Annotated in this window: 23 protein-coding genes and 1 pseudogene; 16 read left to right on the top strand and 8 right to left on the bottom strand. The window is 60.5% G+C overall.

Annotated elements, in window-relative coordinates:
* Window positions 1–173 precede the first annotated feature (173 nt).
* From J9889_RS03395 to dolP, 4 genes are read left to right on the top strand one after another with little or no spacing between them, the layout of a single operon-like run.
* Complete coding sequence (locus tag J9889_RS03395; RefSeq protein ID WP_233466711.1) at window positions 174–1,964, top strand: penicillin-binding protein activator; 1,791 nt, start codon at window positions 174–176, stop codon at window positions 1,962–1,964.
* Entirely contained in the window at window positions 1,882–2,277 is a 396-nt protein-coding gene (locus J9889_RS03390) for a YraN family protein (RefSeq protein WP_080770042.1), read from the top strand. The genes J9889_RS03395 and J9889_RS03390 overlap by 83 nt, the downstream gene beginning before the upstream one ends.
* Before the next feature lie 9 nt (window positions 2,278–2,286).
* Entirely contained in the window at window positions 2,287–2,877 is a 591-nt protein-coding gene (locus J9889_RS03385) for an SIS domain-containing protein (protein ID WP_010675848.1), read from the top strand.
* A gap of 4 nt (window positions 2,878–2,881) precedes the next feature.
* Window positions 2,882–3,460, top strand: a complete 579-nt coding sequence (gene dolP, locus J9889_RS03380) for a division/outer membrane stress-associated lipid-binding lipoprotein (RefSeq protein WP_109421763.1) — start codon at window positions 2,882–2,884, stop codon at window positions 3,458–3,460.
* Window positions 3,461–3,503: 43 nt separating this feature from the next.
* Here the strand turns inward: dolP and J9889_RS03375 are convergent, their stop codons facing one another.
* The 8 genes from J9889_RS03375 to zapE form a co-directional block, all read right to left on the bottom strand.
* Window positions 3,504–3,935 carry a ClpXP protease specificity-enhancing factor gene (locus J9889_RS03375; protein ID WP_029314842.1) on the bottom strand — a complete coding sequence of 144 codons (432 nt, stop codon included), beginning with the start codon at window positions 3,933–3,935 and terminating at the stop codon, window positions 3,504–3,506.
* A complete protein-coding gene (gene sspA / locus J9889_RS03370) occupies window positions 3,932–4,561 on the bottom strand; it encodes a stringent starvation protein SspA (RefSeq protein WP_039040485.1) in 630 nt (209 codons plus the stop codon). The genes J9889_RS03375 and sspA overlap by 4 nt, the downstream gene beginning before the upstream one ends.
* Before the next feature lie 87 nt (window positions 4,562–4,648).
* The gene (locus tag J9889_RS03365) at window positions 4,649–5,383 is read right to left on the bottom strand and encodes a cytochrome c1 (protein ID WP_210555969.1); all 735 of its coding nucleotides are present in this window, start codon (window positions 5,381–5,383) and stop codon (window positions 4,649–4,651) included.
* Window positions 5,380–6,597 (bottom strand): cytochrome bc complex cytochrome b subunit, encoded by a 1,218-nt coding sequence (locus J9889_RS03360; protein ID WP_010675853.1) that lies wholly within the window; start codon window positions 6,595–6,597, stop codon window positions 5,380–5,382. The genes J9889_RS03365 and J9889_RS03360 overlap by 4 nt, the downstream gene beginning before the upstream one ends.
* 2 nt (window positions 6,598–6,599) lie before the next feature.
* Window positions 6,600–7,190, bottom strand: a complete 591-nt coding sequence (petA, locus tag J9889_RS03355) for a ubiquinol-cytochrome c reductase iron-sulfur subunit (protein WP_010675854.1) — start codon at window positions 7,188–7,190, stop codon at window positions 6,600–6,602.
* A gap of 299 nt (window positions 7,191–7,489) precedes the next feature.
* Complete coding sequence (gene rpsI / locus J9889_RS03350) at window positions 7,490–7,882, bottom strand: 30S ribosomal protein S9 (RefSeq protein ID WP_005336286.1); 393 nt, start codon at window positions 7,880–7,882, stop codon at window positions 7,490–7,492.
* A gap of 14 nt (window positions 7,883–7,896) precedes the next feature.
* Window positions 7,897–8,325, bottom strand: coding sequence for a 50S ribosomal protein L13 (rplM, locus tag J9889_RS03345; protein WP_005336289.1), 429 nt, complete (start codon window positions 8,323–8,325; stop codon window positions 7,897–7,899).
* A gap of 266 nt (window positions 8,326–8,591) precedes the next feature.
* Window positions 8,592–9,686, bottom strand: a complete 1,095-nt coding sequence (gene zapE, locus J9889_RS03340; RefSeq protein ID WP_041214026.1) for a cell division protein ZapE — start codon at window positions 9,684–9,686, stop codon at window positions 8,592–8,594.
* Between the two features lie 139 nt (window positions 9,687–9,825).
* On the opposite strand from zapE, the gene J9889_RS03335 reads away from it, so the two are divergent.
* The 12 genes and pseudogenes from J9889_RS03335 to J9889_RS03280 all read left to right on the top strand — a co-directional run bounded on the left by J9889_RS03335 (window position 9,826) and on the right by J9889_RS03280 (window position 20,788).
* Window positions 9,826–10,206 (top strand): YhcB family protein, encoded by a 381-nt coding sequence (locus J9889_RS03335; protein WP_010675856.1) that lies wholly within the window; start codon window positions 9,826–9,828, stop codon window positions 10,204–10,206.
* Between the two features lie 81 nt (window positions 10,207–10,287).
* On the top strand, window positions 10,288–11,646 hold the full coding sequence (locus tag J9889_RS03330; protein ID WP_210555968.1) for a Do family serine endopeptidase: 1,359 nt from the start codon (window positions 10,288–10,290) through the stop codon (window positions 11,644–11,646).
* An 89-nt stretch (window positions 11,647–11,735) separates the two neighbouring features.
* Complete coding sequence (gene degS, locus J9889_RS03325; RefSeq protein ID WP_052814454.1) at window positions 11,736–12,818, top strand: outer membrane-stress sensor serine endopeptidase DegS; 1,083 nt, start codon at window positions 11,736–11,738, stop codon at window positions 12,816–12,818.
* Window positions 12,819–13,170: 352 nt separating this feature from the next.
* Window positions 13,171–13,533 carry a transcriptional regulator gene (locus tag J9889_RS03320; RefSeq protein WP_052814453.1) on the top strand — a complete coding sequence of 121 codons (363 nt, stop codon included), beginning with the start codon at window positions 13,171–13,173 and terminating at the stop codon, window positions 13,531–13,533.
* Entirely contained in the window at window positions 13,534–13,899 is a 366-nt protein-coding gene (locus tag J9889_RS03315; RefSeq protein WP_052814452.1) for an SFCGS family glycine-rich protein, read from the top strand.
* Window positions 13,899–14,195 (top strand): DUF4312 family protein, encoded by a 297-nt coding sequence (locus J9889_RS03310; RefSeq protein ID WP_052814451.1) that lies wholly within the window; start codon window positions 13,899–13,901, stop codon window positions 14,193–14,195. Before J9889_RS03315 ends, J9889_RS03310 begins: the two co-directional genes overlap by 1 nt.
* Before the next feature lie 25 nt (window positions 14,196–14,220).
* Window positions 14,221–14,997, top strand: a complete 777-nt coding sequence (locus J9889_RS03305) for a DUF4311 domain-containing protein (RefSeq protein ID WP_010675862.1) — start codon at window positions 14,221–14,223, stop codon at window positions 14,995–14,997.
* An 11-nt stretch (window positions 14,998–15,008) separates the two neighbouring features.
* Window positions 15,009–15,659, top strand: a complete 651-nt coding sequence (locus J9889_RS03300; protein ID WP_041211843.1) for a DUF4310 family protein — start codon at window positions 15,009–15,011, stop codon at window positions 15,657–15,659.
* Between the two features lie 142 nt (window positions 15,660–15,801).
* Complete coding sequence (locus tag J9889_RS03295) at window positions 15,802–16,941, top strand: amidohydrolase/deacetylase family metallohydrolase (protein WP_052814450.1); 1,140 nt, start codon at window positions 15,802–15,804, stop codon at window positions 16,939–16,941.
* Complete coding sequence (locus J9889_RS03290) at window positions 16,925–18,040, top strand: DgaE family pyridoxal phosphate-dependent ammonia lyase (RefSeq protein ID WP_210555967.1); 1,116 nt, start codon at window positions 16,925–16,927, stop codon at window positions 18,038–18,040. The genes J9889_RS03295 and J9889_RS03290 overlap by 17 nt, the downstream gene beginning before the upstream one ends.
* The gene (locus J9889_RS03285; protein WP_052814448.1) at window positions 18,040–18,780 is read left to right on the top strand and encodes a KDGP aldolase family protein; all 741 of its coding nucleotides are present in this window, start codon (window positions 18,040–18,042) and stop codon (window positions 18,778–18,780) included. The genes J9889_RS03290 and J9889_RS03285 overlap by 1 nt, the downstream gene beginning before the upstream one ends.
* Window positions 18,781–18,883: 103 nt before the next feature.
* Window positions 18,884–20,788, top strand: a pseudogene (locus J9889_RS03280) (HTH domain-containing protein).
* The last annotated feature ends 8 nt before the right edge of the window (window positions 20,789–20,796 follow it).

The raw sequence follows: 20,796 nt of genomic DNA, 5'->3' as shown, positions 1-20,796 counted from the left end.
TGTCGCCATATTGGCCCGTTTACACTATGGAGAATTTCAACACTGGTCGGGGAATGAACTTGAACCGGGTTATAAAGCAGCTAAGTGTATCACGACTCTTCGGCATCCTACTCGCGGCAGTCCTGCTCGCCGCCTGTGCGTCGGAGCCCAATCAATCTTCCGGACAACCCGGCATGCCGTCAGCCTTCTCGGATCTGACCAAGAATGCCCAGTGGTATCTGGAGCAGGTGGATCCCGCCAAACCGGCAGAGGCCTTCGTGTGGCAGATGATGGCGGCGCGCAGCTATCTGGCGCTCGGCCAGGCCAAACCGGCTGCCGCCCTGTATCAGCAGTTGCAGAAGCAGGCGAAGAGCCCGGTGCAGCAGGCGCAGTTGCAACTGCTGCAGGCACACCTGCTACTCGCCCAGGGCAACGCCAACCAGGCGCTGATCCTGCTGGAAGGCAAGCCGGATGTGGTGCTGGATGCCGATACCCAGAAGGACTGGTACCGCCAGCGCGTGGTGCTGCAGCTCGACATCAACAACAAGTTTGGTGCGGCCAAGTCGCTGATCCTGCTGGAACCTTATCTGGCCAAGAATGAGCTGGCCACCAATCACCAGCAGATCTGGTCGCTGCTGAAAAGCATGACCCCCTCCACCCTGCAGGCGCTCGAAGAGGAGCCAGCTCCCGATGTGACCACCGGCTGGCTGCGTCTTGCGGCGCTGGTGAACGAATTCGGGGCACAGCCGAGCCAGCTGGCCCGCCAGCTTGCCGGCTGGAAGCAGAGCTTCCCTAACCACCCTGCCCAGAGCGACATGCCGGCCGGCCTTGGGGATCTCGCTACTACGGACAACGGTTCGCTGCAGCAGATCGCCGTCTTCCTGCCGCTCTCCGGCAACCTGGAGGCCCAGGGCGCCGCCATCCGCAACGGCATGTTGATGTCCTACAAGGAAAATCAGAGCCAGTTCACCCTGAACTTCTATGATACCCAGGGCAAGGCGATGGGGGACCTCTACAAGCAGGCCATTCAGGAAGGGGCCAACATGATCATCGGCCCCCTGCTCAAGGATCAGGTGGAGGAGCTGCTCAAGTCGAGTCCGACCGTGCCGGTGCTGGCGCTCAACGAGCTGGACAAGCCAATCGTCAACGACAATACCTTCTATTTCTCGCTCTCCGCCGCTGCCGATGCGAGCCAGGCTGCCCAGTACCTCTATGGTCAGGGCTACCGCAAGCCGCTGCTGATCGCGGCACAAGGCCGGATTGGCTACAGCAGTATCAAGGCGTTTGAGCAGGCCTGGGCCGGCGTCAGCCAGGAGAAGCCCGTGGTTGCCACCTTCGGGGCGCGCAACGAAGTGCAGGGCATGGTCAAGAACGCTCTGAGCGGCCGTTCCACGGCACGAGCCGGGGAGATTGTCCAGCTGTCCGATGCCGCGCCGCGCAGCATCGACGCCGTCTATGTGGTGGCCAACAGCCTGGAGACCCGGATGATCAAGCCCTATGTGGACATCTCGGTCAATCCCATGGGCAGCCTGCCCATCTACAGCAGCTCGCGGGGATACGACGGCGGGACGACCGAGGTGGCATCCGAGCTTAACGGCATGCATATCTCCGACATGCCACTGCTGCTGGGTGGCTTCGAGACGCAGCGTGAACAGATTGCCCTGCTCTGGCCCCAGACCCAGGGCGACCTGCTGCGCCTGTTCGCCCTCGGTTACGATGCCGTCAGCCTGGCAGGCAACCTGCCGCAAATGCGCAAGGTCAATGCCATGCAGCAACCCGGCATGAGCGGCCAGCTGAGCGTGGATCCCCAGGGCAACATAGTGCGCATGCTGGACTGGGCCACCTACCAGAATGGCAAGCTGGTCAGCGACAGCGCCGCCCCCCAGCTGGAGGATGCGACTCATGAAGAGGCTACTGACACAACTTCACCAGCAGTGGTTGAACCTGTTGCCGTCGGCAGCGACGAGCAAGGGACAACACTTTGAGCAAATAGCGGAACGCTGGTTGCAGGCCCGCGGCCTGCAACCCGTGACCCGCAACTACCGCTGCCGTGGCGGCGAGATCGATCTCATCATGCGCCAGGGGGAGACCCTGGTGTTCGTTGAAGTGAGATATCGCGCCAACGCCACCCATGGCGGTGCAGCCAGCTCGGTCACCCGGCGCAAGCAGCACAAGATCGTGCTGGCCGCGCGCCACTATTTCAAGCAACATGCCATCAATGAGGCCAACCAGGCCTGTCGATTCGATGTGATCGCGTTCGAGGGCGACCAGCCGGACTGGATCCAGAACGCGTTTTAAGAGGACCCCATGACTGATCCCATCAAAGAGAATTACACCGAGAGTATCCAGACCAAGATAGCTGCCGCCGAAGCACTGCCGGATGCCATCCATACGGCAGCCCAGATGCTGACCATCTGCCTGCTCAATGGCCACAAGGTGATGGCATGTGGCAATGGTCCTTCCTCGGCATTGGCACAGCTGTTCATTTCCGAACTGGTGAACTGCTATGAAACTCCTCGCCCCTCCCTGCCCGGTCTCGCCCTGACGCCCGACATGGCGACCATCAGCGCCATCGCCACGGATCACGGTTTCGAAGAGGTCTATGCCAAACAGATACGTGCTCTGGGACAACCAGGCGACATCCTGGTGGTCATCACCACGACAGGCAACAGCCGCAGCCTCATCAAGGCTGCGGAGGCCGCCCTCTCCCGCGACATGACCATCATTGTTCTCGGTGGCGGAGACGGGGGAGAGATCGCCGGTCTGCTGGGCCCCAATGACGTGGAGATCCGCGTTCCTTCCGCTCGCCGTCCTCGTATTCTGGAAGTGAACCTGTTGACCCTGCACTGTCTCTGTGACCTCATCGACCAGACACTTTTCCCGCAACAGGAAGACTGAAACCATGAAGAAGCCTATTCTCGCTCTTGCCCTGCTGACTGGCGTCCTGCTGCTGCAAGGCTGTGCTGCCGTGGTGGTCGGTGGCGCGGCTGGCACCGCCAAAGCGAGCGGCGATCGCCGCACCCTGGGTGCCCAGTGGGACGATCAGACCATAGAGCTGAAAGCCGCCAACCTGTTAGCCGACAACAAGCCCCTGAGCGCCGCCAGCAAGATCAGTGTCTACAGCAACAACGGCCGTGTGCTGCTGGTGGGTCAGACACCTTCTGACGCTTACAAACAGGAAGCGGGTAGAATCGTGAGCCGGGTTGAAGGGGTTCGCCATGTCTACAACGAACTGCGCCTTGGCAAACCAGTCAGTATCGGCGTGCGCAGCAATGACACCTGGATCACCTCCAAGGTGCGGGCCGACATGCTGGGCACCAAGAACTTCGACAGCGCCAAGGTGAAGGTTGTCACCGAGAATGGCGAGGTATTCCTCATTGGGCTGGTCACCCGCCAGGAAGGGGATCAGGCCGTGGAAATCGCCCGCCACGTCAGCGGCGTTAAACAGGTGATCAAAGCCTTCGAGTTTGCCCAGAATTGACCATCTGGCAGGAAAAAAAAACGCAGCCTTCAGGCTGCGTTTTTTATTTGATGACTTTCAGGGTCGGGCGACCGCTCGGGCGCGGTGGTTCCGGCTCGGGGTCAACCGACGTTGGTGTCTGTGCCTGTTCCAGCCAGAGGTCATACCCGGGCTCCGGCGGGAACAGGGTCCCCACTCCATTCTCCCTGGCATGGATGGCCAGTACGGCCGCCATGGGGATATAGACCTGCTGCGATACGCCACCGAAACGGGCGCTGAAGCTGACAGCGTCATTGTCCATGTGGAACTGGCCCACGGCCCGGGGGGCTATGTTCAGAACAATCTGGCCATCCTGCACGAACTGCATCGGTACCATCACATGGGGAATATTGGCATTGACCACCAGATGGGGAGTCAGATCGTTATCCAGCAACCAGTCAAAAAACGCCCGCAGCAGATACGGGCGACTGGGTGTCATTGTCGGTTCCATGCTCATACGCCGGCACGGATCTCGCGCTCGGCCTCGGTCAGGGAAGCCTGGAAGGATTCACGCTCGAACAGGCGAACCATGTAAGCCTTCAGCTCTTTGGCGCCACGGCCGGTGAAATCGATGCCCAGGCTCGGCAGACGCCACAGCAACGGCGCCATGTAGCAGTCGACCAGACCGAACTCTTCGCTCATGAAATAGGGCATCTCGCCGAAGATGGGGGCGATGGCCAGCAGGTTGTCACGCAGCTCGGCACGGGCGGCTTCGGTATCGGTGCCCGCCATGATCTTGTCGGCCAGAGAGTACCAGTCCAGCTCGATGCGGTGCATCATCAAACGGCTGTTGCCGCGCGCGACCGGATAAACCGGCATCAGGGGCGGATGCGGGAAACGCTCGTCCAGATACTCCATGATGATGCGCGAGGTGTACAACGCCAGCTCGCGATCCACCAGAGTCGGTACAGTGTTGTACGGGTTCAGCTCGGCCAGCTCATCCGGCAGGTTGGCAGGATCAACCTGGCAGATATCCACGCTAACACCCTTCTCCGCCAGGACAATACGCACCTGATGGCTGAACATATCGTTGGCACCGGAAAACAGCGTCATTACCGAACGCTTATTGGCAGCTACAGCCATTGAACCCTCCCGTCATTAAAAAGCAGAAACGGCAATGAAGCATGTCTGTCTTCATTGCCGCGCGTCATATTACTCCGATCTGGTCGCTTAGTGAACGTCGCGCCAGAATTCCTTCTTCAACAGCACAGTGAAGATGAAGAAGATAGCGATGAATCCGAGTACCCAGAAGCCCATACGTTCGCGCTCCTGCTGCACCGGCTCAGCCGAGTAGACCAAGAAGTTTACCAGATCCAGTACCGTCTGATCATATTCTTCGTTGTTCATTTCACCGTTGCCGTCAGATTTGATGCTGACGACTTGCTGCATCTCCACGCCATCCAGGGTGTGCGTCTTGAACTCGGCGCGGGGCGTCCCCTGCAACGGCTCCAGCACATGGGGCATACCCACGGACGGGAAGACGGCGTTGTTCACCCCGAATGGACGGGTCTCGTCCACGTAGAAGGAACGCAGATAGGTGTAGATCCAGTCTGCACCACGCACCCGGGCAACCAGAGTCAGGTCGGGGGGCGGCGCGCCGAACCAGCGCGCAGCATCCTTCTCGGACATGGCGCTCTTCATCAGATCGCCGATCTTGGCGCCGGTGAAGATCAGGTTCTCCTTCATCAGATCGTCCGGAATGCCAATGTCAGCCGCCACCCGGTTATAACGCTGGTACTGGGTGGAGTGACAGCCGGCACAGTAGTTCATGAAGGTGGCGGCCCCCCGTTGCAGGGATGCCTTGTCACTCAAATCGTACTCCGCCTTGTCGAGAGGGAAGCCACCGCCAGAGGCCAACACCAGACCAGGTAGCAGGGCCAGCACTGCAAAAATTATTCTTTTCATTTGAATGTCACCCTCTCCGGCAGCGGCTTGGTGTTCTCATTCTTGCTGTAGAAGAACAACAGGACGAAGAATCCGAAATAACCCAGAGTACAGAGTTGTGCAATCAGCGTCAGGGTCGGGGTTGATGGCAGCACGCCCAGCACCCCCAGGATAATGAAGCAGACCACGAACTGGGCGATGTTCAGCTTGTGCAGGGTGCTGCGGTAACGCACCGAGCGCACCTTGCAGCGATCCAGCCAGGGCAACAGGAACAGCACCACGATGGAGAGGCCCATCATGATGACCCCCAGCAGCTTGTCCGGCACCGCACGCAGGATGGCGTAGAAGGGGGTGAAGTACCAGACCGGAGCGATATGCGCCGGTGTCTTCAGGCCGTTGGCCACCTCAAAGTTCGGTTTCTCGAGGAAATAGCCCCACATGTCCGGCTTGAAGAAGATGATGGCACAGAAGAAGAACAGGAAACCGGCTACCCCGATCATGTCCTTCACGGTGAAATAGGGGTGGAACGCGACCGCATCCAGTGGCCAGCCGTTCTCGTCCTTGTGCTTCTTGATGTCGATACCATCGGGGTTGTTGGAGCCCACCTCGTGCAGCGCCAGGATATGCATGGCCACCAGCATCACCAGCACCAGCGGCAGAGCGATGACGTGCAGGGCAAAGAAGCGGTTCAGGGTTGCACCCGAGATGACATAGTCCCCCCGGATCCACAGGGTCAGATCGTCACCGATAACGGGGATGGCACCGAACAGCGAGATGATGACCTGGGCCCCCCAGAACGACATCTGCCCCCAGGGCAGCAGGTAACCCATGAAGGCCTCGGCCATCAGTACCAGGAAGATCAGCATGCCGAAGATCCACAGCAGTTCCCGTGGCTTCTGGTAAGAGCCGTAGATCATGCCGCGGAACATGTGCAGGTAGACCACGATGAAGAAGGCGGATGCCCCGGTTGAGTGCATGTAACGCAGCAGCCAGCCGTAATCCACATCCCGCATGATGTATTCCACGGAAGCGAAGGCACCTTCCGCCGAGGGGTTGTAGTTCATGGTCAGCCAGATGCCGGTGATGATCTGGTTGACCAGCACCAACATGGCAAGCGAGCCGAAGAAGTACCAGAAGTTCAGGTTCTTGGGCGCCGGATACTTGGCCATATGGTCGTTGTACATGGCCGTGAGCGGGAAACGATCATCGATCCAGCCCATGAGTTTGGCAAACATGGTCAGGCCTCCTTGCCATCGGCACCGACCAGAATGGTGGTGTCGCTAAGAAATTGGTATGGCGGAATGACCAGGTTCAGCGGTGCGGGGACGCCCTGGAACACTCGACCAGCCATGTCGAATTTGGAGCCATGGCAGGGGCAGAAGAAGCCGGAAGTTACCCCTTGAACCTGCTCGCCGAAGCTGTCGGGCAGATAGGAAGGGGAGCATCCCAGATGAGTGCAGATGCCAACGGCCACGAAGATTTCCGGTTTGATGGATCTGTAGCCATTGTGGGCATAGTCCGGTTGCTGTGGCTCGTCTGACGCAGGATCCCGCAGCTTGTCATCGTGTGCAGCCAGAGCATCCAGCGTCTGCTTGGTACGCTTCACCACCCAGACCGGTTTACCACGCCACTCGACGCGGATTAGCTGACCCGGCTCCAGCTTGCTGATATCCACTTCAACCGGGGCGCCTGCCGCCTTGGCTTTGGCACTCGGATTCCATGACTTAATAAACGGCACTGCGGTAAAAGCAGCTCCTACACCGCCAACGGCAACCGTTGACCAGGTAAGAAATCTGCGGCGACCGGTATCAACTGGCGCATTGCTCATCCAAAAACTCTCCCATGTGGACTCCGCTCATTCTTATAGTGTCCCTGTTTACTTCTCCTCTCCCTCTGACAACTGCGATGGAAGCGGAGTGGCAATTGACACAGAAAGACCATGGAAATTTTAAAGAAAAGATAACAATTTGACAAGAAAGGGAGTCGATGGGCAAAAACAATAAATACACAATTTTTTGTCTTTTGTGACGTATGCTTAGCATTGTCACATGTAACATTACCAATAAAAAAAGCCTGGCAAATTGCCAGGCTTTTTTGACACTCCTGAGAGTGCGTACCAAAAGCGAATTAACGCTTGGAGTACTGCGGACGCTTACGCGCTTTGTGCAGACCGACTTTCTTACGCTCAACCTTACGGGCATCACGAGTAACAAAGCCAGCTTTACGCAGTTCGGAACGCAGGGTCTCGTCGTACTGCATCAGAGCACGAGTGATACCGTGGCGGATCGCACCAGCTTGACCGGAGATGCCACCACCGTTAACGGTAATGTACAGATCCAGTTTCTCGGTCATCTCGACCAGTTCCAGCGGCTGACGAACTACCATGCGGGCAGTCGGACGGCCGAAGTATTGCTCCAGGGAGCGCTGGTTGATTACGATTTTACCGCTACCCGCTTTGATGAATACGCGAGCAGTGGAGCTTTTGCGACGGCCGGTACCGTAGTATTGATTTTCTGCCATGTTGCCAGTTCCCGTTAGATATCCAGTACTTGAGGTTGCTGAGCAGCATGAGCGTGCTCTGCGCCTGCGTAAACTTTCAGCTTACGGAACATGGCACGGCCCAGCGGGCCCTTCGGCAGCATGCCCTTGACGGCAGCTTCGATTACCATTTCCGGCTTACGCTGAATCAGCTTGTCGAAGCTGATGGACTTGATACCACCCGGGAAACCGGAGTGAGCGTGGTACATTTTGTCGGTAAATTTCTTACCGGTTACGTGTACCTTCTCAGCGTTTACAACGATGATGTAGTCACCGGTGTCAACGTGCGGAGTGTACTCGGCTTTGTGCTTACCACGCAGACGAGCAGCGATCTCGGTTGCGATACGACCCAGAGTTTTACCTTCTGCGTCCACAATGTACCAGTCACGTTTTACGGTTTCTGGCTTGGCAACGAAAGTTTTCATTAAGTTAAACCCAATTACCTGTTACAGACCCAATTGCTTATGGGGGCTCTCCCACAAACAACAAACGATGGCCTACCTGTACCCCTTCGAATACAAGTAAAGCTTAAAGTGTTGCTGTCTTATCGACAGCTGTAACGTGGGCCGGGCGATTATAAGTGAAGTTGCCTTAAATATCACCTGCTAATTTCACTGCCATGAAGCTAGCAAATGTCGCCCGACCCTACCTGCCGCAGATGCCCATCCGACTGGCAGGCGCGGTATTGTGACTAAGGAAGGTGCACTCTGGCAAGGTATTCGTGCGATTGCATCTCCTGAAGCCGTGAAAGGCAACGCTTGAATTCGAAATTCAGCAAGCCTTCGCCATAGAGCCCGGTCATGGGGACCGCCGCCGATATGATGAGCTTGACGTGCCGCTCATAAAACTCGTCCACCATGGCGATGAAGCGGCGGGCCGCGTCATCCGTGCCGCTGCCCATGGGTTGCACATTGGCCAGCAGGACAGTGTGGAACTCACGGGCCAGTTCGATGTAGTCGCCCTGGGAGCGTGGAGTACAGCACAGCTGTTCAAACTCCATATAAAGCACCCCTTCCCCCACGCCCAGTGCACTCAGTTGGCGATGGTTGACTTCCAGTGCGGCGGCAGTCACCTGCCCAATCCCGGTCAACTGGCTGAAATAACGATCCAGGTTGCTCCTGGCCTGCTCATCCAGCGGGAAGTGATAGATCTCTGCCTGTTCAAGGGTTCGCAGCCGATAATCGACACCGCCATCGACATTGATCACCTCGCAGTGACGCTCGATAAGCGCGATGGCTGGCAGGAAGCGAGCACGCTGCAACCCGTTGCGGTAGAGATCCTGAGGGGGAATGTTAGATGTGGCCACCAGCACCACGCCATGGCCAAAGAGTTCCTGGAACAGAGTACCGAGCAGCATGGCATCCGTGATATCCGAGACGAAAAACTCGTCGAAGCAGATGACGTCGGTCTCATCGGCCAGCTTGCGAGCGATCAGCTTGAGCGGATCGGACTGACCGGTCAGCCCTTTGAGCTCATCGTGCACCCGGTGCATGAAACGGTGGAAGTGGATGCGCAGTTTGCGCTCCCCCGGCAGGCTCTCAAAAAAAGTATCCATCAGCCAGGTCTTGCCTCTGCCCACACCGCCCCACATATATAACCCCTGGACGGGGTCACGGGTTTTCGGCTTTTGCAGCCAACCCAGCAGGCCACGGGATCTGGTCGGAGTCGGGCTTGCGCACAGATCCTGATAAAGTCGCTCCAGGCGGGCGACTGCCATGGCCTGGGCCGGATCGGCCACAAAGCCGGGGCGCTGCAAATCCTGCTGATATTTTTGCTGCGGGGTCATCCTGTAAACCGCCTCCAAGTCCCTGAATGAGGGACAAAATGGTATCACGCTCTCGGGGGGCACGGTATAGTGCCAACGAGGCGTTGCGGTCCATCCGACCGCTTCAAATTCATCGTGTTAGCTGTAACAAGGAGCTTCTATGACTCTGTTTAACGGGATCCTGCTGGCGATCGCCGCCCTGATCATCGGCGTGCTGATCGGCCGCTTCTCTGTCCGTAGCCGGGATGCCGGACGCCTGGAACAGGAGCTGAAAAAAGCCCACAAGGAGCTGGAAAGCTACCAGGGGCAGATCACCACCCACTTCGCCGACAGCGCAGCCCTGATGGAGCAACTGGCCGAACAGTACCAGACCCTTTATCGCCATATGGCGGAACAGAGCAAGTTCCTGGCCAAGGTACAGGAACCACTGTTCCGCGAACCCGAAGTGGAAGAAACAGGCGATGCCGCCAACAGCGAGGAGCCGGGCCTTCCTCCCCGCGATTACGCCGGTGCGTCCGGCCTGCTCAAGCAGCCGGGCTGATCGTCGGTTGAACTAATTACGCTTTATCGTGGTCAGACCTTGACGATTGCACTGCAACTTTTTCTGGGAGCTGTTTCTCATATGCGTAAATCTCTTTCTGTATTCAGTGTCTTAGCCCTCAGTGTCGGTATCGCCATGTCCTCAGCACCGGCGCAGGCCGCACTGCCCCTGATGGCGAACAACCAGGAGATGCCGAGCCTGGCCCCCGTCCTCGAGCAGGTGACCCCTGCCGTGGTCAACATCTCCGTCTCTGGCAAGAAGATCACCCGCCAGCGCCTGCCGGAACAATTCCGCTTCTTCTTCGGCCCCAACATGCCTGACGAGCAGGTGAGCGAGCAGCCCTTCCAGGCGCTTGGTTCCGGCGTCATCATCGATGCCAAGAAAGGCTACGTGATCACCAACGCCCACGTGGTCCACGAGGCGGACGAAATCAAGGTCAACCTGAAGGATGGCCGTGAGTATGCAGCCAAGAAAATAGGGGAAGACAAACAGTCGGATATCGCCCTGCTGCAAATCAAGGCCGAGGATCTGGTGCAGATCAAGTTCGCCGACTCCGACGAGCTGAGAGTCGGTGACTACGCGCTGGCCATCGGCAACCCGTTCGGCCTGGGCCAGACCGTCACCTCCGGCATTGTCAGCGCCCTGGGTCGCAGCGGCCTCAACATCGAAAATCTGGAGAACTTCATCCAGACCGATGCGGCCATCAACTCCGGCAACTCGGGCGGCGCCCTGCTCAACCTGCGCGGGGAGCTGATCGGCATCAACACCGCCATCCTGGGCCCCAACGGCGGCAACATCGGCATCGGCTTTGCCATCCCGTCCAACATGGTGCGCGATCTCTCCGAGCAGATCGTGAAATACGGCGAAGTGCGCCGTGGCCAGCTGGGGATTACCGGCACCGAGCTCACCAGCGAAATCGCCAAGACCTTCGGCTACAACAAGAAGGACGGTGCCTTCGTCAACCAGGTCATGCCTGACTCCGCTGCCGCCAAGGCAGGCATCAAGGCAGGCGACATCATCATCAGCATCGATGGCAAGCCCATCCGCTCCTTCGGCGAGCTGCGTGCCAAAATCGCCACCATGGGGGCCGACAAGCAGGTCTTGCTCGGCCTCATTCGTGACGGCAAGGAGCAGACCGTCAAGGTCACCCTGAAGAAGGCGGATGACAGCGAGATCCTGGCCAGCGCCCTGCATCCCGCCCTGGAAGGGGCCAAGCTGAGCACCATCACGGACCCCGTGACCGGCGTGGCAGTCTCCGACATCGATCCCCGCTCACCGGCAGCCGCCTCCGGCCTGCAGAAGGGTGACATCATCATCGGAGTCAACCGCCAGCGCATCAACTCCATGGGTGAACTGACCAAGGTGTTGAAAAACAAGCCGGAAGTCCTGGCGCTGAACATTCAGCGCGGCGACTCCTCGCTCTATTTGGTGATCCGTTAAGCCCCTCACACCCGCGGCAACCGCCGCGGGTGATTTTTATCCATCGATAATGTTATTCTCTGCCCGCAGCCTGTACGGACGAGAAAGACATGAAAATCCCACCTCTGATCAGCTACTTGGGCAAGTCCGTCGGCTTTGGCCTCGCCATGGCTGCGCTTTTGTTGCTGGTGTTTCCCAATTTTCGCGGCGGCGCCCCCCTGCCGGGCCTCATCACCAATGCCCGCGAGCTGAGCTTCTCCTACGCGGCCCATCGTGCCGGCCCTGCCGTCGTCAACATCTACACCCGCAGCTTCGCCGGCAATCGCGGTGAAAAAGCCGAACTCAGACCCCAGGGGCTGGGGTCCGGCGTCATCATGAACCAGCGCGGTCACGTGCTCACCAACTATCACGTCATCGCCGATGCGGACCAGATCATCGTCGCCCTGCAAGATGGTCGGGTATTCAGTGCAGAGCTGGTCGGCACCGACAAACTGACCGATCTGGCGGTGCTCTACATCGAATCGGACAACCTGCCGGTGATCCCTCAGGACCCGGATCGTCTGCCGGACGTGGGAGACGTGGTGCTCGCCATCGGCAACCCCTACAACGTCGGCCAGACCATCACCCAGGGCATCATCAGCGCCACCGGGCGTATCGGCCTCTCCAGCATGGGGCCGGACAGCAATGGCAGACAGGATCTGCTGCAAACCGATGCCGCCATCAACGAGGGCAACTCCGGAGGCGCCCTGGTCAATGGCCGTGGCGATCTGGTGGGTATCAATACCGCCGCCTACCACCTCAACGGCAATCAGGAGAGCTATGGCATCAGTTTTGCCATCCCCTACAAGCTGGCCAAGCGCATCATGGACGAGCTGATCGCCAACGGTCGGGTCATCCGCGGCTACCTCGGCATCTCCAGCGTCGAGATCAATCCCATCGTCGCGCGCATGCTGAACCTGGGGGACTTGCAGGGGTTGGTGGTGGAGAGCCTGGATCCCAATGGCCCAGCCACCAAGGCCGGTCTCAAACGTGGGGATGTACTGCTCAAGATCAACGGAGAGGCCATCACCGGCGTGCGTCCCGTCATGGACAAGATCGTAGAGAGCCGCCCCGGCACCAAGCTCACCATCTCGGTGATCCGCAACGGCAAGCCGCTGGACGTCGATGTCATCATCGAAGAGGACCTGCGCTAGCAGAATCAGACCCTGCCGACCAGCAGTGCGGCACCCGCCACCTGAGAGGCGGATCCTCGCAGGGCCCGACAGGGCCCTTTTTTGTGCCCGCTTTCCTCCGGCCCCGCTTGTGCGTGAGACAGCTCACACATTGCGCCAATAAACGATCGGGCGAAGGCGCCGTCAAAACCCGCCACCGATCACACTCCCTTGCCGCCAGTCCGCTCCTTTCCTCTTCTTGATCGCCAAAAGGGCTTCTTTTGATGCCTTTCCCTCCGGATTTCCACTTCGAATCGGAAAAAACCTGCCTCCTCCCGCACTCTCCTCCGCTTTATGGTGATCCCATCCTTTCTACCAGCCTGGAGAGCAAACCTTGAATACCGACACCCATGACGCCCCCCTGACCCCGGACAGCCCGGCACTGCTGCGCAAGACCGACCTGACCCTGACCCGCATTCACAACCTGCTGGCGGATCAGGGCATACGCCCCAACGACGTGCAGCAACAGATGCTGGCCTCCCACGTCAAGGCCATGGTGTGGCGCTCCTACAGCGGGGAATCCCTGCCGGAAGTCGACCTCAGCCTGTTCGAGGAGATCTCCCCCCTCTCCCTGCGCCTGGCCGAACAGGTCGTCGCCTGGCTCGACCGCCTCGCCTACGAGGAGGCGCACCTCTTGTCCGTCCATTTTGAAGTGGCCAAAGAAAACGAACTCAGCTCAGTAAAAGGAGAAAGCTAAATGACTGCCATCAAACTCGTGATTGGAGATCGTCTCGGCAAGGGTCAGAAAGTGGGGGCGGGCGCAGAAGCCGCCGGCGCCACCGTGACCGTCATCCCCGGCATGGCCGCCGACATGAAGCTCGGTGATGTAATGAACAAGGAGCAGGCCGACCTTGGCATCTCCTTCTGCGGCAGCGGTGGCGCGGGCGCCATCACGGCCCAGACCAAGTACGGCTACAAGTGCCGCTACGGCATGCGATCCATCGAGGAGGGTGTCACCGCCATCAACGAGGGGTGCGTGGTACTGGGCTTCGGCTTCATGGACAAGGAAGAGCTGGGCCAGAAGCTGATCGAAGCCTTCGCCAAGAAACACGGACGCGTCTGATGAAAGAGCACTTCACTACCCGGATCACGGTCAACGGCAAGGGGGCGACTCGCCAGCAGGCGTTCTCCGCCGCCCTCAGCCAGGTGCAACCCAGCCTGCTCAAGGAGAGCCCCAAGGTGATGCTGCGCATCGAACCCCTCGAGGTCGAGGTGCTCGAGGCCGAGGAGTCGGCACGGGTGGAGAAGTTCCTGTTCTTCTTCCTGCCACGCCAGCGCCACGAGTTCCGGGTCCGGCTGGCGATCACCGTCAAGGTCACCAGCCTGGATGTCGACAAGGTGGATTTCACCCGGGCCTGACCCCACAACCAAAAGGACAAGTTGGATGTTTCTAATCATTTTGATGAAGTCACTCATCATCGGCGGCCTAGTAGGCGTCGGGGTGGGGGCTGGCGCGGCGCGGATGTTCCACGCCCCGACCGTGCAGGGGATGGGCGCGTTCCGTACCCTGGGCGAGCTCAACTCCTGCGAAGGGGACCCCGCCTCCCACTTCTCGTTCGGTCTGGGCTTCTTCTTCAACGCCTGGGCCTCCACGGTCGCGGCCGGCGCCTTCACTCAGGACGTGGATCACCGCATCCTGCCGAACTGGGGTGCAGCGGCCCTGATGATCAAGAACCGGGATCTCGCCACCACCCTCCATGATCCCAAAAAGATGGCCATCGCCTGCGGCATCATTGGTGCCATCGTCGTCGCCTTCCTCAACAGCACGGCCGCCGCCGTACCTGCCGCCCTGCAGGTGACCGCGGTCAAGGTGCTGGTGCCCGCCGCCAACCTGCTGGTCAACACCGTCATGCCGGTGATCTTCTGGCTGGCCGCCATCGAGGCAGGCAAGAAGTCCGGCTTCTGGGCCACCATCTTCGGCGGTCTGGCCCAGCTCATCATGGGCAACGCGGTACCAGGCCTGGTGCTTGGCATCCTGATCGGCAAGGGGGTGGAAGAGAGCGGCTGGAACCACGTCACCAAGGTGATGATGAGTGCCATCGTCCTGCTGTTCGTGCTGAGCGGCTTCTTCCGCGGCTTTGACATGAAACTCATTGAATCCTTCCACCTGGGCGTTCCCCTGTGGCTGGAAAACGTCCACAACCTCATGAGCGGCAAATAAGGGTGCACACCATGGATGAGAAACTGAGAAACAACTTCTGGTATGCCGACTGGTCCTTCCCCATCTTTGTCGGTCTGCTCTCTTCCGGCGTCTTCGCCGGTACCCACATGTTCTACCTCTACGGGGTCGGCGCCTTCAACGAGGTGGCCTTCGTCGCCATGCTGAAAGCCGGCATGGACACGGGGGCCTATGGTGCAGTCGCCGCCTTCGGTGCAAGCTTCCTGTTCGCCCGCATCATCGAGGGCTCCCTGGTGGGCATCCTCGACATCGGCGGCGCCATCCAGACCGGAGTCGGCCTCGGAGTGCCCGCCCTGCTGCTGGGGGCCGGCATCGTCTATCCGGTGGAAAACTTCACCGCTTCCCTGATCACCGGTATGGGGATTGGGATGGCCATCGGCTACGTGATCATCCTGGCGCGCAAGTTCACCATCAACCAGAGCAACTCCACCTACGGCGCAGACGTCATGATGGGGGCTGGCAACAGCTCGGGCCGCTTCCTCGGTCCCCTCATCATCCTCTCCGCCATGGGCGCCTCCATTCCCATCGGGATAGGCTCCCTGCTGGGTGCCCTGCTGTTTTACATCTGGGAAAAGCCCATCACGGGCGGCGCCATTCTGGGGGCCATGCTGTTCGGGACCTTCTTCCCCATCGCCCTGGCTTAATCCAAGGCCGTCTCTTGGGCGGCATTCAAGAACCTGTTTGCGCTCTGTCGCGAGAGGTCGTCAGCAAGGTGAAGAGCAGCACATGAGCCTTGGAAGCGGCCTCGCAGTAAGAGCGCAAGCAGGTTACAAGAGGGATATCAGCATGTACGACATGATCATCAGGGCGGGACGCCTGGGAAATGGGCAGCTCGTCGACGTCGCCATCGAGCATGGCAAGATAGCGGCGCTGGGTTCGCTGCCAGAAAGCACGGAGGCGAAGCAAACCCTCACTCTGGGCGGGCAGGTCCATGTGAGCGCCGGCTGGATTGACGGCCACACCCACTGCTACCCCGCCTCCCCCCTCTATCACGATGAGCCGGACAAGGTGGGGGTGGCGTCCGGTGTCACCACCGTCATCGACGCCGGCAGCACCGGAGCCGACGACGTGGACGACTTCCAGCGTCTCGCCGCCGACTGCAAGACCCGGGTGCACGCCCTGCTCAACATCTCCCGCATCGGCCTGCTGCGCCAGAACGAGCTGGCGGATCCGGCAGACATCGATCCCGCCCTCGCCCAGGCGGCCATCCGGCGCCATCCCGGCTTCATCGTCGGCATCAAGGCACGCATGAGCGGCAGCGTGGTGGGTGAAAGCGGTCTGCAACCCCTGCGCATGGCCAAGCAGATCCAGCAGGCCAATGGCAACTTGCCACTGATGGTGCACGTGGGCAACACGCCGCCGGATCTGGACGAGATCGTCGCCCTGCTGGGGGAGGGCGATCTGCTGACCCACTGCTTCAACGGCAAGCCCAACCGCATCCTGACCCCGGCGGGTGAACTGCGCCAGGCGGTGCGCGAGGCGATGCGGCGGGGACTCTTGCTCGACATCGGCCATGGCGGTGCCAGCTTCAGCTTCGAAGTGGCGGAGCTGGCCATTGCCCAGGGCATCCTGCCCCACACCATCAGTTCAGACATCTACTGCAAGAACCGCATCAAGGGGCCCGTCTACAGCCTTGCCCACGTGATGTCGAAGTTCTTCGCCATCGGCATGACCCTGGAGCAGGTGCTCGCCTGCGTCACCCACCAGGCCGCCGATGCCCTGCGCCTGCCCGGCAAGGGGCGACTCGAGGTGGGCGCCGATGCAGACATCACCCTGTTCGAGGTGAGCTGCGGCCCCACTCTCTTTACCGATACCGAGGCCGGCGCCCGCAACGGTGACCGGCAACTGCTCCCTCTCGCCGCCCTGGTGGGCGGCGAACTGGTTCTGACTCACTACGGGAAATCACACCATGCCTTCTGTGTATGAGAAATACCGGCTCAAACCGGTGATCAACGCCTCCGGGCGCATGACCATCCTCGGCGTATCCACCCCCGAGCAAGAGGTGGTCGATGCGGTCAACTTCGGCCTCGGCCACTACTTTGAGGTGAAGGATCTGGTCAACAAGACCGGCGCCTACCTGGCCGATCTGCTGGGCGTTGAAGATGCGGTGGTGGTCTCCTGCGCCAGCGCCGGCATCGCCCAGTCGGTGGCCGCCGTCATCGTGCGCGGCGACCCCTATCGTCTCGAGCAGTTGCATGCTCATGCTCACGACGTGCCGAGCGACATCGTGCTGCCCAAGAGCCACAACGTGAACTTTGGTGCCCCCGTCGGCACCATGGTCAACCTGGGGGGCGGCAGGGTGGTGGAGGCAGGCTACGCCAACGAGTGCTCACCCGCCCAGCTGGCCGCCGCCATCCATGCCAATACCGCCGCCATCCTCTACATCAAGTCCCACCACTGCGTGCAGAAGAGCATTCTGTCGGTGACCGAGGCGGCCGAGGTGGCCAAGGCCCACGGGATCCCGCTCATCGTCGATGCGGCGGCCGAAGAGGATCTGCGTCTCTACTACAACCAGGGTGCAGATCTGGTCATCTACAGCGGCGCCAAGGCCATCGAAGGGCCCACCAGCGGCCTGGTGCTCGGCAGACGTCAGTATGTGGAGTGGGTCAAGCAGCAGGCTGGCGGCATAGGCCGTGCCATGAAGGTGGGCAAGGAGGGGATCCTCGGCCTGACCCACGCCATCGAGCGCTACCTGGCCAAAGAGAAGGAGAGCGGCGCCGCCATGGTCGCCAAGATGACCCCCTTCATCGAGCGCCTCAACCAGCTGCCCGGCGTCACCGCCAAGGTGGTGTGGGACAGCGCGGGGCGCGACATCGCCCGCACCGACATCGCCTTCGACCACCAGCAGATCGGCATGACCACGGCGGAAGTGGTCTCTCGTCTGCAACAGGGTACCCCCGCCGTCTACTGCCGCGGCTACAAGGCCAACGAGGGGCACATCGAGATAGACGTACGCAGCGTCACCCAGCCCCAGCTCGACCAGATCCACTCCGCCATTGCCCACCTCGTTCAGGAGAACAACTGATGTCTCTTACCCCCAATTACTACAGCGATCGGGTCTGCCTCAACGTGCTGGCAGGTTCCAAAGAGAATGCCGTCGACATTTATGAGGCTGCCGAGGGCCACGTCCTGGTCGGCGTGCTCTCCAAGAACTACCCGGACATTCCCTCTGCCGTCGCCGACATGCAGGCCTACGCCAAGCTTATCGACAACGCCCTCTCCATCGGGCTGGGAGCCGGTGATCCGCGCCAGTCCACCATGGTGGCCGAGCTGGCCCGCCAGCTGCAGCCCCAGCACGTCAATCAGGTGTTCACCGGGGTCGGGGCCAGCCGGGCGCTGCTCGGTCAAGCTGACACCCTGGTCAATGGCCTTGTCTCCCCCACCGGCACCCCCGGCATGGTGAAGATCTCCACCGGCCCCCTCAGCGCGCAGCAGGCTGACGGCATCGTCCCCATCGATACCGCCATTGCCCTGCTCAAGGACATGGGCGGCAGCTCGGTCAAGTTCTTCCCCATGGGGGGACTCGCCTGCCGCACCGAGTATCAGGCAGTGGCCGAGGCCTGTGCCCGCCACGGTTTCTGGCTGGAGCCCACCGGCGGCATCGATCTTGAGAACTTCGAGGAGATAGTGCGGATCGCGCTGGAGGCAGGAGTCGAGAAGGTGATCCCCCACGTCTACAGCTCCATCATCGACAGTGTCAGTGGCCAGACCCGGCCGGAGGATGTGCGTACCCTCCTCGCCATGGTGAAGGCACTGCTGGCATAGCAAACCCACAGGCACCGGTCCGATCACTGGGCGGTGCCTGGCTTGTTAATGACCCCCTTGTTAACATCGACCCACCATGCGCGACAGGAGTCCTCACCCCCTCATGACCAAGCTGCCCCACCCTAGACTCCAGCAACTGCTCGCCCTGCTTCACGCCGAGCCTCTGCCACAGGAGGAGCTGGCCCGCCGTCTCAATGTTTCCACCCGCACGGTGCGTACCGACGTGGCGACCCTGAACGAGCTCATTGCCACCCGGGGCGCCCACCTGATCCATCAGCGGGGCAGCGGTTACCAGCTCAAGATCTACAATCAGGGGCTATTCGATGCGCTGCTGGCCGCCCAGGGGCAGGAGAGCCCCCTGCCTCGCACCAGCCGCGAGCGGGTGCTGCACCTCCAGGTCTTGCTGCTGACGGCAGAACAGGGGATCAAACTCGACGAGCTGGCGGACACCTGGTATCTGAGCCGGGCGGCTTTGCAAGGGGACATGACGGAGGTGCGGGAGCGGCTCGCCCACTTCGGGCTCACCATCGACAGCAAACCCAGGGTGGGGATGCGCATTGCGGGAAGCGAGATGGCGATCCGCGCCTGCCTCACCCAACTGCTCTGCCAGGAGCTGCTGCACCAGCATCCGCTCCAGAGCCTGTTGCCCACCCTCTGCCCCAACAAGACGCTGGAGGTAGTGGGCAACCACATTCACGAGCAACTCGGTCGCCATCAGCTGCGCCTGGCCGACGAGAGCCTGCAGCAAGTCACCGTCTACTGTGCCGTCGCACTGCTGCGCCAGGCGTCTGGCCATGAGTTGCGCCAGTTTGCCAGCGACGACATCACCCCGCCCCTGGCAGTAGTGGCCCGCGACATCTATGCCGAGCTGCCGATCCTGACTTCACCGGGGCAGGAAGAGATCGCCTGTCTCGCCATCCAGATCCAGGCTCGCCTCACTGCAGAGACGCCCCTGCTCAGCCCGGCCATGGCGGCCGAGAGCGAGCAGCTGACTGCGCACCTGCTGGGTTACATCCACCAGCACTACCCCTATGACCTGCGCGGCGACCCGCAATTGCGAGCCGACCTGCAGACCCACATCGGCGCCATGCTGCTGCGGGTCAAATACCAGATTGGCAGCCACAATCCCCTGGCGGACCACATCAAGCAGTATTACCCCCTCGCCTACGACATCACCCTGGCGGCCATCTCTGAGTGGATCAGGCAGACCCCCTACCGGTTGACCCACCACGAGATCGGCTACCTGGTGATCCACATCGGGGTCGGCCTGGAGCGCCACTACGACATCGGTTACACCCGGCGCCCCCAGGCGCTGCTGCTGTGCGATGCGGGCAACGCCACCTTCCGGGTGCTGGAAGCACGCATCCGGCGGGAATACCCCCAACTACAGCTGACCACGCTGGAGTCGGTGCGGGACTATGAGGGACTGGTGCGAGTCGAGCAGGATTTCGTCATCAGCACCCTCAAGGTGAGCGAGAAGAATGCTCCCGTGGTGTAGGTCTCCCCCTTCCCGACCCAGTACCAGCTGGAGCAGCTCGGCAAGCTGGTGCTCGTCGATCGCACTCGTCCCTATCTGCTTGACAAGTATTTCGATGCCGACCACTTCATGGTGCTTGATGAACCCATCAGCCAGGGGGTGCTGTTTGATCGCATCTGCAGCCAGCTTGAGGCGGAGGATCTGGTGCAGAGCGGATTCCGGGGATCCTTGCAGGAGCGGGAGCGGATCGTCTCAACCATGCTGGGGGACGGCATCGCTCTGCCCCACTCCCTCGGCCTGCTGGCGCGCCGCACCCTGGTCTATACCGTGCTGGCCCCCCAGGGGATCGATTGGGGCAACGGCGAGAGCGCTACCCTCATCTTCGTGCTGGCCATCGCCAAGGCGGATTATGAGGAAGCCATGGGACTTTATGATCTGTTTCTGGCACTGATGAACGAAAAAGCCAGCAGAAGTCTGCTGGCTTGTCGGGACTTTGCCGCTTTCAAGGCGCTGGCTCGCAGCGCACCTTGAGCACGCCG

It is taken from the genome of Aeromonas sp. PrichA-15 (assembly GCF_017939245.1).
GTDB classification, from domain to species: Bacteria; Pseudomonadota; Gammaproteobacteria; order Enterobacterales; family Aeromonadaceae; genus Aeromonas; species Aeromonas caviae.
The sequence above is the reverse complement of the archived record's forward strand: the minus strand, read 5'-3'. Positions and strand labels throughout refer to the sequence as shown.

What these genes read in the sequence shown, in the direction of transcription:
- J9889_RS03285 (WP_052814448.1), top strand. Translation starts at nt 18,040, where the DNA reads ATGTCTCTTACCCCCAATTACTACAGCGATCGGGTCTGCCTCAACGTG.
- J9889_RS03385 (WP_010675848.1), top strand. Translation starts at nt 2,287, where the DNA reads ATGACTGATCCCATCAAAGAGAATTACACCGAGAGTATCCAGACCAAG.
- J9889_RS03295 (WP_052814450.1), top strand. Translation starts at nt 15,802, where the DNA reads ATGTACGACATGATCATCAGGGCGGGACGCCTGGGAAATGGGCAGCTC.
- J9889_RS03310 (WP_052814451.1), top strand. Translation starts at nt 13,899, where the DNA reads ATGAAAGAGCACTTCACTACCCGGATCACGGTCAACGGCAAGGGGGCG.
- J9889_RS03315 (WP_052814452.1), top strand. Translation starts at nt 13,534, where the DNA reads ATGACTGCCATCAAACTCGTGATTGGAGATCGTCTCGGCAAGGGTCAG.
- sspA (WP_039040485.1), bottom strand. Translation starts at nt 4,561, where the DNA reads ATGGCTGTAGCTGCCAATAAGCGTTCGGTAATGACGCTGTTTTCCGGT.
- petA (WP_010675854.1), bottom strand. Translation starts at nt 7,190, where the DNA reads ATGAGCAATGCGCCAGTTGATACCGGTCGCCGCAGATTTCTTACCTGG.
- J9889_RS03330 (WP_210555968.1), top strand. Translation starts at nt 10,288, where the DNA reads ATGCGTAAATCTCTTTCTGTATTCAGTGTCTTAGCCCTCAGTGTCGGT.
- zapE (WP_041214026.1), bottom strand. Translation starts at nt 9,686, where the DNA reads ATGACCCCGCAGCAAAAATATCAGCAGGATTTGCAGCGCCCCGGCTTT.
- J9889_RS03365 (WP_210555969.1), bottom strand. Translation starts at nt 5,383, where the DNA reads ATGAAAAGAATAATTTTTGCAGTGCTGGCCCTGCTACCTGGTCTGGTG.
- J9889_RS03360 (WP_010675853.1), bottom strand. Translation starts at nt 6,597, where the DNA reads ATGTTTGCCAAACTCATGGGCTGGATCGATGATCGTTTCCCGCTCACG.
- J9889_RS03395 (WP_233466711.1), top strand. Translation starts at nt 174, where the DNA reads ATGCCGTCAGCCTTCTCGGATCTGACCAAGAATGCCCAGTGGTATCTG.
- J9889_RS03335 (WP_010675856.1), top strand. Translation starts at nt 9,826, where the DNA reads ATGACTCTGTTTAACGGGATCCTGCTGGCGATCGCCGCCCTGATCATC.
- rplM (WP_005336289.1), bottom strand. Translation starts at nt 8,325, where the DNA reads ATGAAAACTTTCGTTGCCAAGCCAGAAACCGTAAAACGTGACTGGTAC.
- rpsI (WP_005336286.1), bottom strand. Translation starts at nt 7,882, where the DNA reads ATGGCAGAAAATCAATACTACGGTACCGGCCGTCGCAAAAGCTCCACT.
- degS (WP_052814454.1), top strand. Translation starts at nt 11,736, where the DNA reads ATGAAAATCCCACCTCTGATCAGCTACTTGGGCAAGTCCGTCGGCTTT.
- J9889_RS03305 (WP_010675862.1), top strand. Translation starts at nt 14,221, where the DNA reads ATGTTTCTAATCATTTTGATGAAGTCACTCATCATCGGCGGCCTAGTA.
- J9889_RS03390 (WP_080770042.1), top strand. Translation starts at nt 1,882, where the DNA reads ATGAAGAGGCTACTGACACAACTTCACCAGCAGTGGTTGAACCTGTTG.
- dolP (WP_109421763.1), top strand. Translation starts at nt 2,882, where the DNA reads ATGAAGAAGCCTATTCTCGCTCTTGCCCTGCTGACTGGCGTCCTGCTG.
- J9889_RS03290 (WP_210555967.1), top strand. Translation starts at nt 16,925, where the DNA reads ATGCCTTCTGTGTATGAGAAATACCGGCTCAAACCGGTGATCAACGCC.
- J9889_RS03375 (WP_029314842.1), bottom strand. Translation starts at nt 3,935, where the DNA reads ATGAGCATGGAACCGACAATGACACCCAGTCGCCCGTATCTGCTGCGG.
- J9889_RS03300 (WP_041211843.1), top strand. Translation starts at nt 15,009, where the DNA reads ATGGATGAGAAACTGAGAAACAACTTCTGGTATGCCGACTGGTCCTTC.